The 16,154-nt window shown below is 54.7% G+C and carries 12 protein-coding genes; 4 read left to right on the top strand and 8 right to left on the bottom strand.

The genetic code is table 11. The features are described 5' to 3' along the window. The first annotated feature begins 207 nt into the window (after window positions 1-207). Complete coding sequence (locus NYE24_RS22985; RefSeq protein ID WP_342476753.1) at window positions 208-582, top strand: hypothetical protein; 375 nt, start codon at window positions 208-210, stop codon at window positions 580-582. 284 nt (window positions 583-866) lie between these two features. Next, window positions 867-1,529: a GTP pyrophosphokinase family protein gene (locus NYE24_RS22980; RefSeq protein WP_051493521.1), complete on the top strand. Its 663-nt coding sequence runs from the start codon at window positions 867-869 to the stop codon at window positions 1,527-1,529. A gap of 878 nt (window positions 1,530-2,407) precedes the next feature. Here NYE24_RS22980 and NYE24_RS22975 read toward each other — a convergent pair. The 3 genes from NYE24_RS22975 to NYE24_RS22965 form a co-directional block, all read right to left on the bottom strand. Further along, entirely contained in the window at window positions 2,408-3,379 is a 972-nt protein-coding gene (locus NYE24_RS22975) for a hypothetical protein (protein WP_342476752.1), read from the bottom strand. Between the two features lie 39 nt (window positions 3,380-3,418). After that, window positions 3,419-6,508, bottom strand: coding sequence for a DEAD/DEAH box helicase (locus NYE24_RS22970; protein ID WP_341028519.1), 3,090 nt, complete (start codon window positions 6,506-6,508; stop codon window positions 3,419-3,421). 347 nt (window positions 6,509-6,855) lie between these two features. Beyond that, window positions 6,856-9,306, bottom strand: a complete 2,451-nt coding sequence (locus tag NYE24_RS22965) for a TIM-barrel domain-containing protein (protein ID WP_342476751.1) — start codon at window positions 9,304-9,306, stop codon at window positions 6,856-6,858. A 197-nt stretch (window positions 9,307-9,503) separates the two neighbouring features. On the opposite strand from NYE24_RS22965, the gene NYE24_RS22960 reads away from it, so the two are divergent. After that, the gene (locus NYE24_RS22960; protein WP_342476750.1) at window positions 9,504-10,268 is read left to right on the top strand and encodes a tryptophan-rich sensory protein; all 765 of its coding nucleotides are present in this window, start codon (window positions 9,504-9,506) and stop codon (window positions 10,266-10,268) included. Between the two features lie 97 nt (window positions 10,269-10,365). On the opposite strand, the gene NYE24_RS22955 is transcribed toward NYE24_RS22960, so the two are convergent. The 5 genes from NYE24_RS22955 to NYE24_RS22935 all read right to left on the bottom strand — a co-directional run bounded on the left by NYE24_RS22955 (window position 10,366) and on the right by NYE24_RS22935 (window position 14,732). Then, window positions 10,366-10,746: a RidA family protein gene (locus NYE24_RS22955; protein ID WP_342476749.1), complete on the bottom strand. Its 381-nt coding sequence runs from the start codon at window positions 10,744-10,746 to the stop codon at window positions 10,366-10,368. Window positions 10,747-10,855: 109 nt separating this feature from the next. Continuing rightward, the gene (locus tag NYE24_RS22950; RefSeq protein WP_342476748.1) at window positions 10,856-11,518 is read right to left on the bottom strand and encodes an oxidoreductase; all 663 of its coding nucleotides are present in this window, start codon (window positions 11,516-11,518) and stop codon (window positions 10,856-10,858) included. A gap of 25 nt (window positions 11,519-11,543) precedes the next feature. Then, window positions 11,544-12,818 (bottom strand): MFS transporter, encoded by a 1,275-nt coding sequence (locus NYE24_RS22945; RefSeq protein ID WP_036695257.1) that lies wholly within the window; start codon window positions 12,816-12,818, stop codon window positions 11,544-11,546. A gap of 101 nt (window positions 12,819-12,919) precedes the next feature. Further along, entirely contained in the window at window positions 12,920-14,335 is a 1,416-nt protein-coding gene (locus tag NYE24_RS22940; RefSeq protein ID WP_036695256.1) for an ATP-binding protein, read from the bottom strand. A gap of 193 nt (window positions 14,336-14,528) precedes the next feature. Continuing rightward, window positions 14,529-14,732, bottom strand: a complete 204-nt coding sequence (locus NYE24_RS22935; RefSeq protein WP_036695255.1) for a CsbD family protein — start codon at window positions 14,730-14,732, stop codon at window positions 14,529-14,531. A gap of 482 nt (window positions 14,733-15,214) precedes the next feature. Here NYE24_RS22935 and NYE24_RS22930 point away from each other — a divergent pair, with 482 nt between their 5' ends. Further along, the gene (locus NYE24_RS22930) at window positions 15,215-16,120 is read left to right on the top strand and encodes an FMN-binding protein (RefSeq protein ID WP_342476747.1); all 906 of its coding nucleotides are present in this window, start codon (window positions 15,215-15,217) and stop codon (window positions 16,118-16,120) included. Window positions 16,121-16,154: the final 34 nt, after the last annotated feature.

Below are 16,154 nucleotides of genomic sequence, written 5' to 3'. Positions count from 1 at the left end.
CTCCATGCAGCAGTGGAAACGTGATTCTATCATACCAAAAGTCCACGGCAGATTCATTATTTGTCGTCATGTGGTAAATACCAAGTAGAGCGGCTAGCGTTCTTACTTGAAATGAGTATGCTGCGGAAGGAGCAATCATACATATTGCCTTCTGCTGTCTTTCGTTCCTGCGTACCCGTACATTATCGAATGATGGAGGGATGAATTGTGACTAACGATAACCTTAACCGATATTTCGTCTCTGTGAATCACAGTCTGATTCAGGAAGAGAGGGGCGACTCCAGTGAGTACGAGGTTCTGCTGTCCAGTGACGGGCTGACCGTGCTTCAGGATCTTCTGGCTGATCTGGCCAGCGGGGATGAATACGCCTTCCGGCGTGCTCTGGTACCCTACAAGTCAGCCGATCATGATGATGCCGCAGAGCAGTTCGATGACGCCACCATCCGCCTCTTCCAGTACCTGCATGACCACGGCACTGACGAGACCCGCCTTCAGATCGAAGGATTGAACGTCCTGGAGAAGCTGGAGAATACGGGCTATCAGGATGAAGGTTATGGCACAGGCTCTCCCACCAACAAATAAGAATGAACAGAGCTGCGCCATAAGAATGGCTTAATGCCTATACTGTGCTAATACGCGCCGGAGGGAAGAATGTTTCTCTTCGGCCAGGGTTACGGTTTTATTTTGCTTCCGGAGCTGTACATCGGTTAAAATAGAATCAGAACCGCAGCTAGCGCTGTATAGGATTGCCGTAGTCATCCATTCATGGTCTACAGTCACAAATAACGAAAACCGGGAGAGTTTCAGTGGAAGAATATGATAGTACACAAGTAACATTGAACAAGTTGCAGGTCCATGTGAAGGATATGCAGAAGTGGCAGATTAACGAGGATTTTGCCAAGCAGGTTGAGAATTTCAAGGCTTTGCCGGCGCTGTACCGCCATGCTCTGAATGAGCTTGAGAATAAAATCGATATCATCAGGACCGAGTGGCAGGTGCGTGACGGCTTCAGTCCGATCGAGCATGTGAAGTGCCGGATCAAAGAACCGAAGAGCATTGTACAAAAGATGCAGCGTAAGGGCTACGAACTTAACCTGGATAATATGGAACAGCACATCCATGATATTGCGGGGATGCGGATTGTCTGCGCCTTCGTGAAGGATATCTACAGGCTGGTGGATCACCTGTGCGCCCGCGAGGATATCCGTGTGCTTGAGATTAAGGACTACATCGCCCATCCGAAGCCGAACGGTTACCAGAGCCTGCACCTTATCGTGGCTATACCACTAGTGTTGCTGGATGGCACACGCTGGGTGAAGGCAGAGATGCAGCTGCGTACGCTAGCCATGGATTTCTGGGCGAGCATGGAGCATATTCTCTACTATAAATTCGACAAACAGCTGCCCTCCCATGTGGCCGAGGAGCTGAAGGAAGCCGCCCGTGCCGCCGATGAGCTCGATCAGAAGATGCTCCGCTTGCGCCGGGAGATCCTGGAGCTGTCAGAAGGCAGCGGCAGTAACGAGTCTTAATTGTGCGGCACAGAACACACATAAACTTAGGGTGAAATGCCCGCAGCTAGGCCGTTATCCGGCTACAAGAGGAGCGCTTTTGTGCTCCTCTTTTGTTTTGCTGGCTGCTTTCTGGCGATCAGGGCTGAAATGAGGTGTACCTCTGCTCCTCATTCCCGGCTCCCGCCCAGTTTGGGCCAATTCAGGTGCACTTCTGCTCCTCATTCCCGCCTCCCGCCCGGTTTGGGCCAATTCAAGTGCACTTCTGCTCCTCATTCCCGCCGCAAGCCTGGTTTGGGCCAATTCAGGTGCACTTCTGCTCCTCATTCCCGCCGCACGCCCAGTTTGGGTCAATTCAGGGGCACTTCTGCTCCTCATTCCCGGCTGCTGAATATCAGCTAAATGTCCACACGCCGACTTCCGGCTGATTCAGAGGGATTTATCCCCTTCATTTCTTCATTCCGCCAACTTCTGGCTGATTCAGAGGGATTTATCTACTTTATTCTCGTGCAGCCATCCCCAATCCTCTCCGGCGCACTGCTCTCAAAACTAATGTTACTTGGTAGATCATCTCTTCCGTTCGTGTCCCGGCATCCGATTCATTTCCACCAGTTGGCCTAGTTTACACTCTATATTACTTAAAGAGCAGCTTTAGTCGCCGTACAAACAATACAGCATAGCTCATTTAATCCCGCCACACCTATCCGTTCAACCCGGAGCTTACTATAGAGCCATGCTTACGAACCCGCGTAGCTACAGCTTACTTAGGTCCACCTCACGAACCCATGCAACTACAGCTTACTCAAGCCCGCCTCACGAACCCGCAGCTACAGCTTACTTAGGTCCACCTCACGAACCCGCAGCTACAGCTTACTCAAGCCCGCCTCACGAACCCGCAGCTACAGCTTACTCAAGCCCGCCGCTCGCTTCGCGGCGGCTTCCGAGACGCGGCGCATCAGGAGCGCAAGCCCCTCACGCGCCTTGGGTGTCTGCGGCAGGAGTGCGCTCCAATCCTCCTCCGGTTCCATTACCTCAGGCATTGCCGGAAACGGACGGGAGGAGATCTCATGAAACAGCGGCCCCGGCTGGTGCAGAGAGCCTTCAGCCGCAGCCTCGGCCAGCCATTCTCCAGAGGATACAGCCGGACCCTTGCGCTCCAGCCTTGCCAGCTCGGACGCGAGCGACACAGACGCAGGCGCGTCTTCTTCCGCACTTCGCTCGTTCTCCTGCTCCGCCCACAGGGCGAACACACCGGAGAGCAGCTCTTCCTTGGACAGTCCGCGCAGGGCGAACGCAAGCAGCGGCTCCTGGGTCAGCTGCTGCTGGACCTGCCCCACCAGTTCCTCAGCCGGCAGCAGACCCGTGCCCTGTTCATCTGCAGCCAGCCTCAGCTCGTCATCCGCAGGCAGCAACTCCAGCGCAGCAAGCCCGCCATTCAGGCTGCCCTGCAGCAGATCATACAATTCACCCGGATGCGCCGAGAGCTGATGCAGTGCTTCATTCTTCCGGGCGGGCGTCCACTGCGGAATGCGCAGAGTAACAGCTTCCCGCTGCACCTGCGGCACAGGTTCTACCTGCTGACCTTGCTGCACACTTTGTCCTTGCTTCACTTGTTCCGCCCGCTCTCCTCGCTGTCTCTGTTCCGCCCGTTCTCCTTGCGACGCCCGCTCTCCTTGCCGCACGGTTTCCGCCTGCTTTCCCTGCCCTTGCTCCGCCCGCCGTTCTTTCTCCGCGCGCACTCCTTGCTTCTCTATCCCTGCTCTGGCTTTGCCGCTGCGTCTGTCTGTTCCTTCAGCAACAGGCCCCACACTCCCGGTGGCCTTAATGACCCCGGGCAGCACCTCCAGCCGCAGCTCCAGCAGCTCATTCATCGATGCTTCCTCCTTCTGCCTTACAATCTATTGCACAATCTACATCCAGTCCTGTCCCTGTAGTTCAATCAGCTCTTTGAGCTCATGGTTAGACATCTCGGTCAACCAGTTCTCCCCGGAGCCAACGACCTGCTCGGACAGGCTTTTTTTACGTTCAATCAGCTCGTCAATTCTCTCCTCCAGCGTCCCCTGGCAGATCAGCTTATGCACCTGCACATTCTTGTGCTGTCCGATCCGGAAGGCGCGGTCCGTCGCCTGATTCTCTACGGCCGGGTTCCACCAGCGGTCATAATGCAGCACATGATTGGCCCGTGTCAGGTTGAGGCCAACGCCTCCTGCCTTAAGCGAGAGAACGAAGAAGGCCGGACCTTCCCCCTCCTGAAAAGCATGCACCATCTCGTCGCGCTCGCGCTTCGAGATGCCGCCATGCAGGAACAACGGCGTCTGACCGTATCTTCGGGCCAGCCGGCTGACCAGCAGCTCGCCCATCGCCACATACTGGGTGAAGATCAGCGCCGATTCGCCAAGCTCAGAGATGCTGTCGAGCACCTCGAACATGACGTCCATTTTACCCGAAGGCTCACTGCGCAGGCTCCGCCCCTCGTCCTTGCGGAACAGCTGGGGATGATCGCAGATTTGCTTCAGCTTGGTCAGTGAAGACAGCACCAGCCCCCGCCGGGCCATTCCTGAGCGCTCGCCGATGACGCCCAGCATCTCATCCACAACGCCCTGATACAGCGCTGCCTGGGTCTCCGTAAGCGGACAGTAGGACTTCAGCTCAAGCTTCTCCGGCAGATCCTTCGAGATATCCGGGTCACTCTTGAGACGCCGCAGCAGGAAGGGCGAGACCAGCCGGTGCAGCTCACGCAGCCGTTCGCCGCCCTCTCCCGACACATAACGCTGGCGGAAGGAATGGTACGTGCCCAGATAGCCTGGGTTGAGAAAATGGAAAATCGACCACAGCTCGCCCAGCCGGTTCTCCACCGGAGTACCGGTCATTGCGATCCGGTGCGGCGCGCTCAGCTTCATGACGCTCTGCGCCTGCTTGGTGCGGTGATTCTTGATATACTGCGCTTCATCCAGCACAACAGTAGACCAGCGTACCCCGGCCAGATCCTCGCTGTCCCGGCCCGCCAAATGGTAGGTGGTCAGCACAATCTCATGGCTGGCCGCCAATTCCCTGAATCCTTCGCCGCGCACCCGCCGTCCTCCATGGTGAATATGCAAGCTAAGCGAAGGGGCGAAGCGCTGCAACTCCCGCTGCCAGTTCCCCAGCAAAGAGGTCGGGCAGAGAATCAGTACAGGCTCCTGCTTCTCGCCTGGAGGGGCATTCAGCGCCCGGTCCAGCAGGCAGGTAATGACCTGTATGGTTTTGCCGAGGCCCATATCATCAGCCAGGCAGACTCCGAATCCGAGGCTGCTTAGTGCCGTAAGCCACTGATACCCCCGCTCCTGATAAGGACGCAGTGTCCCGTTCAGGTCCTCCGGCACCGGACGCAGCGGCATCCCGCGCAGCGCATCGCCATGCATGAGGGAAGCCAGCAGGCCGGAGGTCTCCATGCCGGTAACCGACATGCCCTTCCACAGCCGCTCATCGCCATCCTCCGCCTCCAGGCGCATCCAGTCGGCTGCTGTCATCTCTCCGCTCTCACCGCGCTTAATATATCTCAGGACCTGACGCACTTCCTTGGGGTCCACTTCAATCCATTCTCCCCGGAAGCGCACAAAAGGCACGCCCGCCTCCACCAGGGCATTTAATTCATCCTCAGTGATATCCGAATCCCCTAGAGAGGCTTCGATGCGGAAAGAGATCAGCTCTTCCATGCCCAGCGCCGGCTGAACCGGACCGTCCATTCCGCCAACCGGCGGCTGCATCTTCATTTTCATGCCGATCCGCCGACGTCCCTCACGGCTCCAGCGCGATGGCATCTGCACCGTAATTCCCCGTTCCCGAAGCTGCTGCACGCTCTCCTTCAAGAAGAAATACAGCCGCTCCGGCGGCAGCTCAATACCGCGCGGAGCCGGTTCAGCCAGCGAACGCCGGATATCCGGCGAGCTCTTCGCCGCCCGTCCCAGAGCTGCAAGCAGCTGCTGCTGGATATTGCGGTATCTCTTGCCCCATAGGGTGAATTCCCGCTCCCGGCTGCTCCACACCGCTTCCGCCGGAATCCAGAATTCCCCCTCCTCCCGGCTCTCCGCCCAGAAGGTCAGTTGCCACAGCTCGCTCTCCTCTGCCGGCGGCTCCAGCCGCAGGCCCAGACTAAGCTGTCCGCTGCGGGCCTCCTCGGTCTCGAAATGCGGCACCTCATGGCCCGCCGTCTCGTTCACCACGCTCAGCAGCTCCGTCACCTCAGCCGGGGTCCCCTGCACGGGGATATCCCGGCTGCCGGTAAGCAGACTGTTCCACCACAGCTCGGTCAGCGGAGAATAGCCGCGGCGGTAATTGGCCTTATACGGCGCCAGCGCGCCCTCATGGGCGGCAACCACATTCTTGATCTCGGCGGTCATGACCGCCTGCAGGAAGGAATACAGCACATATCCGCCTGCTTCCTCGCGCGAGGACAGGTCGCCTTCCTCGGCTACATGCGTGCCGAGCGCAAGCACCGGCATAGAGGCCGCCATCTGCAGGAAGAACTCCTTATCCGCCTCTTCCCGGAACGCCGGTGACCAGCATACAGCAGCAGCCTGTTCGCCGCCGCGCCGCCGCGAGCCCACCTTGCGCGGCGGCTGAGCGCCGGGCACAATCCCGCCCTTGCCCATCAGCTCCAGCGCGAAGCGGGCCGCTGCCGACCAGTAGCGCAGCTCTCCCCCAGGCTCAATGCCTTGGGCGCTGCTGGCCTGTTCATCCCAGGCCAGCAGCAGCTCGAAGGCATCCTTCGGAGACAGCGCCAGCCCTTCCAGGGTGCGTCCGGGCAGTCCGCGCCGCGCCGGCTTGCCCTCCGCAGCAGCGGCCGCAGGATACTTCACTTCCGCCAGCCGCAGGGCAGCACCCGCAAAAGGACGCCAGCCGCTACGGAGCTCCAGCCGTTTGATCACGCGTGTCCATGCGTCCACCTTCGGCTCGGAGGTTTCGCCCGAGAAGCAGAATAATACGTCCCCTAACCATATTGCATACAGATGCTTAATCATTGTTGGTTGATCTCCATTCTTTTGAGCAAACAGCAAGAACAGCCCTTCCACTCCGGAAGACTGCCTCCTGCTGCGCGAGAAATATATTATGAAGCTGCACCGGCGGCAATAGCTCTAGCCGTACAGCCTTCCTGTTACGTTGTTTGCTGCAACTTTTTCTTCATCCCTTCATCTTATACGAAAAAGCATATATTTAAAAACTTTTCTGTACATTTTCTGTGATTTTCAGCAGATTGTTGTTCAGATCAGGCCAATACTGTCCAGATTGCGTTACAGCAGGAAGAACCGGCACGCCTCTCCAGGCAAGCCGGTCCTCAAATCCTTTTACAGTTACAACTATCTGCCCCCTAGTCCTTACCCGCCAGAATACGTAGTTCTCCGCCCCCGGCAGCATCTGCCACCTGAACGATGACCGCGCCGTTCCTGCCGTTCCGGGCCCAGCCCAGCGCCCCTTCATTCAGCTCTTCCAGACTAATCTCGGCCAGCCCCTCCACCGCATCAACAGTGAAGAACGGATAGCAGAGCGCGAACCGCAGCGTCTCCCGGCGCGGCTTGTAGTCATGCACCGCATACGCCCACTTCAGCGCAAGCGTACCCTCCCCGCCTTCGGCCTGCACGATAAGCTCCGTATACTCCCCTTTGCGGTAGCTGAAGCTGTGGCCGTCATCCTCGTACAGCTTGAAGGACGAAGAGAAGCTCGCAGCTGCTTCCGCCCCGTAGAGATGGAAGATGATCGTCTCCTTCGTGTCCTCCAGCGCATACTGTCTCAGCGGGCCTTCGGCCACGAAGCTGCCAGCCTTCACATACATCGGCATGATGTGCAGCGGCGCAGCCGCAAGAATATGGCGTCCGCCTTCGTGAATCTCCCCGTCCCAATAGTCCAGCCAGCAGCCTTCCGGCAGATAGACGGAGCGGTGATCTGTATCCGGGCGGTAGACCGGGGCTATCAGCACATTTTCACCCAGCAGGAACTGGTCGCACAGGTTGGTTACATGCGGATCCCGCGGATACTCGAGCACCAGCGGACGGATGACAGGCAGACCGCTCATTTCCGCTTCATGAAAAAGATTATACAAATGCGGCATCCAGCGGTACCTCAGCCCGATGAATTCACGCAGAATCCCTTCCACCTCTTCCCCGAAGGACCACGGCTCCTGGCGCAGCGTTCCGATGGAGGAGTGATTTCGGCAATAGGGAAAAAACACGCCCATTTGCGTCCACCGCACCAGCAGCTGCGCCGACGTATGATGGGCGAACCCGCCGATATCCGGCCCCGAGAAGGCCAGCCCTGACAGCCCCATGTTCAGCACCATCGGCATTGCCATTGCCATATGCTCCCAGAAGCTGCGGTTATCGCCGGTCCATACGGCCGCATAACGCTGGATGCCCGCATACCCGGCACGGGTCAGCACGAAGGGACGCTCTCCCCCCATATGCTCGGCCAGCCCCTCGTAGGTCGCTTTGGACATCATCATCCCGTACAGGTTATGGTATTCTTCATGCGTCACCGGCCGCCCGTTGTTGAAATGCATCACATCAAGATCCATTGTCTTAGTCTCATTGAAGACCGCCGGCTCGTTCATATCGTTCCAGATGCCCTGAATGCCAAGCTCCGTGTAGTATTTGTGCAGATCTCCCCACCACTCAGCTGTCCGGCTGTCGCTGAAATCAGGAAAGGCACTGCTCCCCGGCCACACCTCACCGAAGAAAATATCCCCCTCCAGGCGGCGGCAGAAGTGCTTCTCCAGCACCCCTTGCTTATACACCTCGTATTTGGGGTCTTTTTTGACGCCGGGATCGACAATCGGGACAATGCGCACACCCAGCTCCGCTAGCTCCGAGATCATTTTCTGCGGATCAGGGAAGTTGACAGGGTCGAAGGTGAATACGCGGTACTCGTCCATATAGTGGATATCCAGATAGATCACATCGCAGGGAATGTTCTTCTCACGGAAGGTCTTAGCCAGCTGCAACACCTCCTGCTGGTTCATGTAACTGTAGCGGGACTGGTGATAGCCGAGCGCCCACTTAGGCGGAAGGGCGATCCGGCCGGTGAGCGTGGTGTATCTTTTGACGACATCCTTCATCTCAGGCCCATTAATGAAATAGATATCGTAAGCTCCCGTTGAACAGCCAATGGTAAAAGCAATCCCGTGCGAGCGCATGTCGAAATCACTCCGGCCCGTATTATCCAGAAACAGCCCGTAGGAGAGGTCACCGTGCATGTGGATAATGAGCGGAATCGACTCATAGAGCGCCTCAATCTCCGGCAGATGCGGGGCGAACACATCGGTGTTCCAATTCGTATAACGTTCCCCGCGTTTGTCCAGGAAGCTCGACTTCTCACCCAGTCCGTAGAAATGCGAGTCCGGCTGCATATCATATTCCGCATGGCTTGCGCCGCGCGGGTTCCAGCTCGACAGATTCTGCTGCATGATCACCTTGCCGGACGTATTCTCCACGCGGAGCAGAAATGAGGCCTTCTCAATAATCAGCCGGATGGCGCCGGTAGAGAAAATGAGCTGTTCCTCCGTCTCCTCTACCGGAAACAGATGCGGAATACAGCACTCCTTCAGCACCGCCTCCGAGGTAGTCAGGTCCGGCACCTTATCATGGAAGACCTTCATCCGGAACATATCATCACTCAAGAAGATAAAAGCCATCCCGGCGCATTCCCCGCGGACGATATAGATATTCTCAGAGCGTTCCCAGGACACCACGCTGCCCGGCGTGTTCCAGGTCTCCTTCATCACCAGCGGCCCCATCTTCTCGGGGCGTATCGCCTCACTGCTCTCCATGTATCTTCTCCCCCTTCGCTGCTTGCTGATCTACTTCTTGACTACATATTACCCCGGGCCTAAGGAATACTATCCGCAATTGTTATGACCAATTGGTCATTTTTTCGCCGAATTAGTCTTAATTGCCACCAAAGCGGGTATATTCTATATAGGCCAAGGCCAAAACGTAGTTATCAATCAAGTTAGGGAGTGGTCATATGACTAGAACTAATCCTTATAAGTGGGGGAATTTGCTGCTCTTCCTCGGCGTCATTGCCGTCAATACCCTTTCGGTCGTCCTGCCGCTTGGCGGGAACAGCACCGCCGAAATCTCGGACAGGTATCATACGTACCTCACACCGGCCGGATATGCTTTTTCCATCTGGTCCCTGATCTATCTGCTGCTGGCCGGATTCATTATTTATCAGTTCCGCAAGGGTACCGGGGGCAGGGATTCCATCCAGCGGATCGGGATCTGGTTCATGCTTAGCTGCATCTTCAACATGGGCTGGCTGCTCCTCTGGCATTATCTGTACATTGAGCTATCGCTGGTGGCGATGGTGCTTCTGCTGCTCTCCCTGATCGTCATTTACCGCAAGACCCGCTTCATCGCAGATCCCACGACTGGCGAGAAATGGCTCGTGAAGCTGCCGTTCAGCCTGTACCTCGGCTGGATCTCGGTAGCCACCATTGTCAATGTCAGTGTTGTGCTGGTGAAGAATGACTGGGACGGCTTCGGACTCAGCGCCCCGTTCTGGGCAGTCATCATGCTCTGCGTCGGTGTTGTGCTGGCTGTGCTGGTAAGCTACCCTTATCGGGACAGCATTTATCCGCTCGTCTTCGTCTGGGCCTACATCGCCATTGCTCTTGAGCATAAGGACACGAATGAGGTGTATTTCACAGGCCTGATTGCAGCAGGACTTCTTTTGCTCTACAGTATTTGGCTGCTGCTGACTCCGCGCCGTTCCCGCAGCAGATACTAAATAAGCTTATATGTCTACGCAAAATCCCCCGCACGCCTGCTTCACGTGCGGGGGATTTCCCTTTACCCTGCCTGACCGGATGTAACCGGCCGGGGTCTTATTTCTTGCGCGCTACCGCTTCGATCTCGACTAGCGCATCCTTCGGCAGACGGGCTACCTCAACGGCACTGCGGGCCGGGTAAGGCTCAGTGAAGAAGGTGCTGTACACCTCGTTAACCGCCGCGAAATCATTCATATCCTTCAGATACACGGTTGTCTTCACCACTTGACCCATTGATGCTCCGGCCTCTTCCAGGATGGCCTTTACATTGCTAAGTGACTGGCGTGCCTGCTCCTGTACACTGCCCGGCAGTTCCGCTGTCTGCGGGTCCATTCCGAGCTGGCCTGAAGTGTAGACCCAGTTGCCGGCAACAATCGCCTGACTGTAAGGACCGATCGCTCCTGGGGCTTTGCTTGTAGCTACTTGTTTCTTGGACATAGTGAACGCCTCCTGCATGCTGTACGCGGCCTGTAGACCGCTATGTACATTCTAATCGTATGCCTATTGTAAGTCCTGGAGTCCGTGGTTTGCAAACCCTGCTGCCCGGCTAATGCTTGCCAATCACATGAATGACCTCATTCGTGTAGATGTGCACGCCGCCTGTATCGGCCAGAGCAATATTCATCATCGCCCGCGCAACCGTGGCTGCTGGAATGGCCCGGAACTTCGCAGCCTTGCCTACCATGGCCAAATCCAGCGCCTTCATCAGCACAGCCGCGGCGCGTTCGCCTAACCTGAATTCTGCCCGGTCACCCAGCAGCAGGGACGGCCGGAACAGATGCAGGCCGTGGAATCCGGCAGCAATCAGGCCCTCCTCCGTCCGCCCCTTGATCCGGCTATAGAAGGTGCGCGATTTGGCGCTGGCTCCCATAGAGGACACGGCCAGGAACTGCTTCACGTTATGCTCTTTGGCCAGGGCGGCAGCGGCAAGCGGGTACTCCAGATCCACCCGTTCGAACTGCTCCTGGGAGCCCGCCTGCTTAATCGTTGTTCCCAAGCAGCAGAATACTGCATATACACCGGCGAATTCCCCGCTGTATTGCTCAAGCCGGTCCCAATCCACTTGAATCTGTCTCAGCTTGGAATGCTCAAGCGCAAGCGGACGGCGGACCAGTACGCGGACCTCGTCCCAATTCCCGTTCAGCAAATCCCGGGTCAGCGCACTGCCGACCAGACCTGTAGCACCCAGTACCAGTGCAATTCTTGTCACCGAAATAGCCTCCTTGTATTCCTCCTTATTCATCCCGCAGGATACGGCGGCCCAGCAGCAGCGCCAGCAGAATCATCAGCACGCCTACCACTAACTGCATGCCGTAGATCTGCATCCACTGCGGCCATTCCTTAATCCATTCATAGATACGGCCGCCCAGCAGCGGGCCGAAGAAGGCCGCCAGACCCGTAAGCGCCGCATACATCGCCATATACATCGGCCGTTCGCGCTTCGGCGTATCACCAATAATGAAGTTGAAGGCAAGCTGGTTGAAGCCGCCCACACCCACGCCGAACACAATATGGGCTGCAAATAATACCGGAAGCATCGGCAGCACGGACAAGAGTCCCCAGATCAGGGAAGAGACCGCGATAATCGGCAAGGTCCAGAGCAGCAGCTTCTTGTTACTGTGCCTTGCGTTCAGGTTGCCCCATACATAGAAGCTGGCCATCATGAAGACCGTCTGCGCCACATTCAGCAGGGACAGCTTCTCATAATTGATATTCAGCAGTTGCAGCATGACATAGGAATACAGCGGTACTGTCAGGTTCTGCAGCAGCAGCCAAGCAGACAGGAACAGCGTGGATTTCATGAACAGCTTGTCCTGAAGCGGCTTCTTGAGCATCGGCAGGAAGGCCTTCTCTTCGGATTTCTCAAACGGCACATCCGGGTAGAAGAAGAACACCACGATGTTCGAGATGGAGAAAATCCACACTACAATATACAGGATAAGGAATCCGTGTCCGCCTGGATAACGGTCAAGAACAATACCGCCCCCGTACATCACCAGGCTTCCCAACGCATTAAGAAACGTATTACGAATGCCGAAATAACGGCCCCGGACCCTTGCAGGCACCAAGTCACTGATGACCGAGTTCCAAAGCACACCGCCGGCAGTGTTGGCAATGAAGGCAATGGTATACAGAACGATGAAGGCGGTAACCCAGTGCTCTTGCGGAAAAATAAACGGAACCAGGCCCGTAGATCCCCACAACAACCGGTGTAAGCCAATAAAAGTCACGAGTGCCCACTTTCGGCTCGGCAGCTTCTGGATCAGGAAGGCCACACCGATCTGTGCGACGTTCACCAGCGTAGTTAGTGCCAGGACAAATCCGATCTGACTGGAGCTGGCACCCAGGTATAACAGAAATCCTGTAAGAAATTGGCCTTGCAGCAGCACCTGGAATATGGTGGACGGAATCCCCTCGAAGGTAGCGATCTGCAGATTCTTGCGGTGTACGGAGGCCTTGCGCAAATCCTTGGAACGGTTCCGCAGCGGCCGGCTTCTCATGATGTTCATGGGGTGTTGACTCTCCTTTGATGCGGCTTTTGCTTCATTCTACTCAGCACCAGGTTCCTGTCAATACACCGAAATCACAAATAAAGTTGGAGCTGCGGGGATTATACGGACGCGCCTGAATGCAGTGGTAAATGTAAGGAGAATATACTGCCCTGGCCTTCCCGGCTACGCAGGGTAATGAATCCGCCCAGGAGCCTGGCCAGATCATTGCTGATAGACAGGCCCAGCCCCGTACCGCCATACTTACGGCTGATATTGATATCCGCCTGTTCAAAGGCCTCGAAGATCAAATCATGCTTCTCAGGGGGAATGCCGATTCCGGTATCTTCCACCTCAAAGGCAATCCACTTCTGCGAAGCAGCCCCCTCCTGACGTTCCACTACACGGATATTCATAGTGACCCCGCCAGTCATCGTGAATTTGAAAGCATTCGAGAGCAGATTGCGCAGAATCTGCTGCACCCGCTGGGGGTCCGTGTAGATTACGGCCGGCACCCCTTCGTCCAAGGAGACACTGAAGGTGAGCTGCTTCTGTCTGGCTAAGACACCGAACTGCTGGACGAGCAGATCAGGGACCTCGCTGGTATTTAAATCCTCTATAATAATATCCAGCTTCCCGGCCTCTACCTTGGACAGATCGAGAATATCATTGATGAGCGACAGGAGATCCTCTCCCGAGCGGTGAATGATCCCGCCATATTCAGCAAGCTCCTCCTCACTCAGGGACTCATCGCCTTCTTCAATCATCTGGGACAGGTTAATAATGCTGTTCAGCGGGGTTCTTAGTTCATGGGACATGTTCGCCAGGAACTCCGATTTGAACTGTGAGGCGAGCATGAGCTGCTTGGCTCTTTCCTCTAGTACAATTTTATTCTTATGCAGCTCCTCCGTCTGCTCGGACAACAGCTTATTCGCTCTAATGATCTGTCCGGTACGCATCAGGTCCAGATGGAAATCGCGGATAATCAGCGCGAACAGAGCACTGAGGACAAGGCCTGCGGGAAAGGTAACCGGCAGAATCTTCGTTATGTAATCATGTGTGGGAATGACCCCAAATAAGGCAATATTCAGCACATTTACTACATTGACTACCAAGATGGTGACAATCCCCTTATACATCAGCGAGGAAGGTGAACGCTTCATCCATAGGCTCAGAGCGGCACAGACGAAGCCCAAGATAGTCAGATTCAGCACGCCTACCAGCGCTGCCTCGTTCACTCCGAAGGTCAGGCGCGTAAGCCCGGTTGCGATTCCGATGATAATCAGGACCAAGGGTTGGGGGTAAGCCAGTGTTGAGATGATAAGCGGTACATACCGCAGGTCGAAGATGACATGCTCATGCAGTCTGTAGCCGAAAAAAGTGCTGATCCACCCTGCGAAGACCGCGAGCAGCACCCAGCTTACTCTTTTTACAGGCTCAGATGCGTGGGTTACGGTGTACTTGTATATTAGATTCGCCAGATACGACAGAGTGATCAGTAAAGCTGTATTCACAAAAAAGATTTTGACATATTCCATAGCTCCACTCCTGCAGCGAAAATAAGTTCACAATAATATTTATAGTATCATACTGGAGGAATGAAAACATGAAGCATGAGGGCTATAGCATATGTATTTATATGAGAGTGAAAACTGCCTCATGTCCTGAAGACAGCAAAAGAGCGCAAATCAGATACGATCCGCGCTCTTTCCTTTTATCGTTAACTGCTGATTAGCTGCGGTGGGAGGACTCCCATTTATGGTACTCCGCTTCGGCTTCATCCTTGGAATGGCCGTAACGCTCCTGCAGCTTGCCCACCAGCTTGTCTTTTTCACCGTCGATGATATCCAGATCGTCATCCGTCAGCTTGCCCCATTGCTTCTTGGCTTCACCTTTAATCTGTAGCCATTTACCTTTGATCACATTGTTATCCACTACAAGCTCATCTCCTTAGTTGTCTATTTAATGTCTGGCGAAAGCTTATAATTGCTTGTGATCTATTACCCCTATGACTTTTTGCTGAATCGCCAGGGTGTGCAGGGGCTGCACCTGCAACCGGGTGAAACCATGCAGAATAACTCAACTTTCGTCACATAAAAGTCTTTATAAAAAGCTATTCAACTATCTTAAAATTTGATATACTTCAGAAGTAAATTTATTTATGATTTAAGTGATTATTTTCACATGATAGTTCCATAGCTTGTGCTAAAATGCCATCGAACAAGAAACGATATGATTAAATTTTTTCTTATTGCCTGCCGATATATGTCGTATGCCTGCTACAAAAAGGGACTTAAGACCGAGTTGAAAGTGACATTTATCATTTATAAAGTGATTTTTATCACTTCCATGGCTATTAAAATGTTTTACATTTTAATATATATATTTTAAACTATTTTCTTGGAGGTCATATCAAAATGAAAAAAGCTTCTGTAATCTTGTCGAGCGCTCTGGTATTGGGTACTTTACTCGCAGGTTGTGGCAACAGCAACAAAGCAGAGAACGCTGCTGCAACAACAGCACCTGAAGCAACTGCTACTGCCGCAGCTGAAGCAACTACTGCACCTGCAGCCGAAACAGGCAAGTACCAGGACGGAACCTACTACGGTACAGTGGATGCCGATCCAGAGACTGGCTGGCAGACCTTTACACAACTGACTGTAGAAGGCGGCAAAATCACCAAAGCTGACTGGAATGCTTTCAATGTTAAAAAAGCAGGCGATTTGAAGAAAAAAGTATCCGAAGACGGCAATTATGGTCTGGTTAAAATCGGCGGTGCGAAGTCCGAATGGCATGAACAGGCTGCTCTTGCTGAAGCCTACCTGATTGAAAAACAAGATCCTGCTGCTCTCACTGTAAATGCTGAAGGCAAAACAGATGCAATCTCCGGTGTATCCGTACACGTTAGTGATTTCGTTGGCGCAGCTCAGGCTGCACTTGCTGCCGGTCCTGCACAAGCAGGCCCATACAAAGATGGCGGATACACTGCTGAAGGCGAAATGGATGCTACATCCGGCTGGAAGTCCACTGTAGCTCTGTCTGTTGCTAACGGCAACGTTGTAGCTGTTAATTTCAGCGGTGTGAATGCTGCAGGCGACGATAAGAAACAATATTCTGTAGACGGCAAATACGGCATGAAAGCCGGCGGCGCTGCTGCTGAATGGCATGAAGAAATCGCCCTTGCCGAGAAATACTTCCTTGAGAACAAAGGCGTAGCTCCTACCCTGGATGCTGAAGGTAAAACAGACGCAATCTCCGGCGTATCCATCCACGTTGGTGAATATTTCACACTTGCACAAAAAGCACTCGAAGGCGCGAAATAAGTATTCGCCACCCTTTTGCAGCTAATCAGATGAA

This window comes from Paenibacillus sp. FSL H7-0350 (assembly GCF_038593195.1).
Lineage (GTDB): Bacteria > Bacillota > Bacilli > Paenibacillales > Paenibacillaceae > Paenibacillus_AQ.
Note: the sequence above shows the minus strand (reverse complement) of the source record. Positions and strands in the feature narration are given on the sequence as shown.

Coding starts and splice junctions, on each gene's coding strand:
- NYE24_RS22960 (WP_342476750.1), top strand. CDS start 9,504: ATGACTAGAACTAATCCTTATAAGTGGGGGAATTTGCTGCTCTTCCTC.
- NYE24_RS22975 (WP_342476752.1), bottom strand. CDS start 3,379: ATGAATGAGCTGCTGGAGCTGCGGCTGGAGGTGCTGCCCGGGGTCATT.
- NYE24_RS22980 (WP_051493521.1), top strand. CDS start 867: ATGCAGAAGTGGCAGATTAACGAGGATTTTGCCAAGCAGGTTGAGAAT.
- NYE24_RS22955 (WP_342476749.1), bottom strand. CDS start 10,746: ATGTCCAAGAAACAAGTAGCTACAAGCAAAGCCCCAGGAGCGATCGGT.
- NYE24_RS22945 (WP_036695257.1), bottom strand. CDS start 12,818: ATGAACATCATGAGAAGCCGGCCGCTGCGGAACCGTTCCAAGGATTTG.
- NYE24_RS22970 (WP_341028519.1), bottom strand. CDS start 6,508: ATGATTAAGCATCTGTATGCAATATGGTTAGGGGACGTATTATTCTGC.
- NYE24_RS22965 (WP_342476751.1), bottom strand. CDS start 9,306: ATGGAGAGCAGTGAGGCGATACGCCCCGAGAAGATGGGGCCGCTGGTG.
- NYE24_RS22930 (WP_342476747.1), top strand. CDS start 15,215: ATGAAAAAAGCTTCTGTAATCTTGTCGAGCGCTCTGGTATTGGGTACT.
- NYE24_RS22940 (WP_036695256.1), bottom strand. CDS start 14,335: ATGGAATATGTCAAAATCTTTTTTGTGAATACAGCTTTACTGATCACT.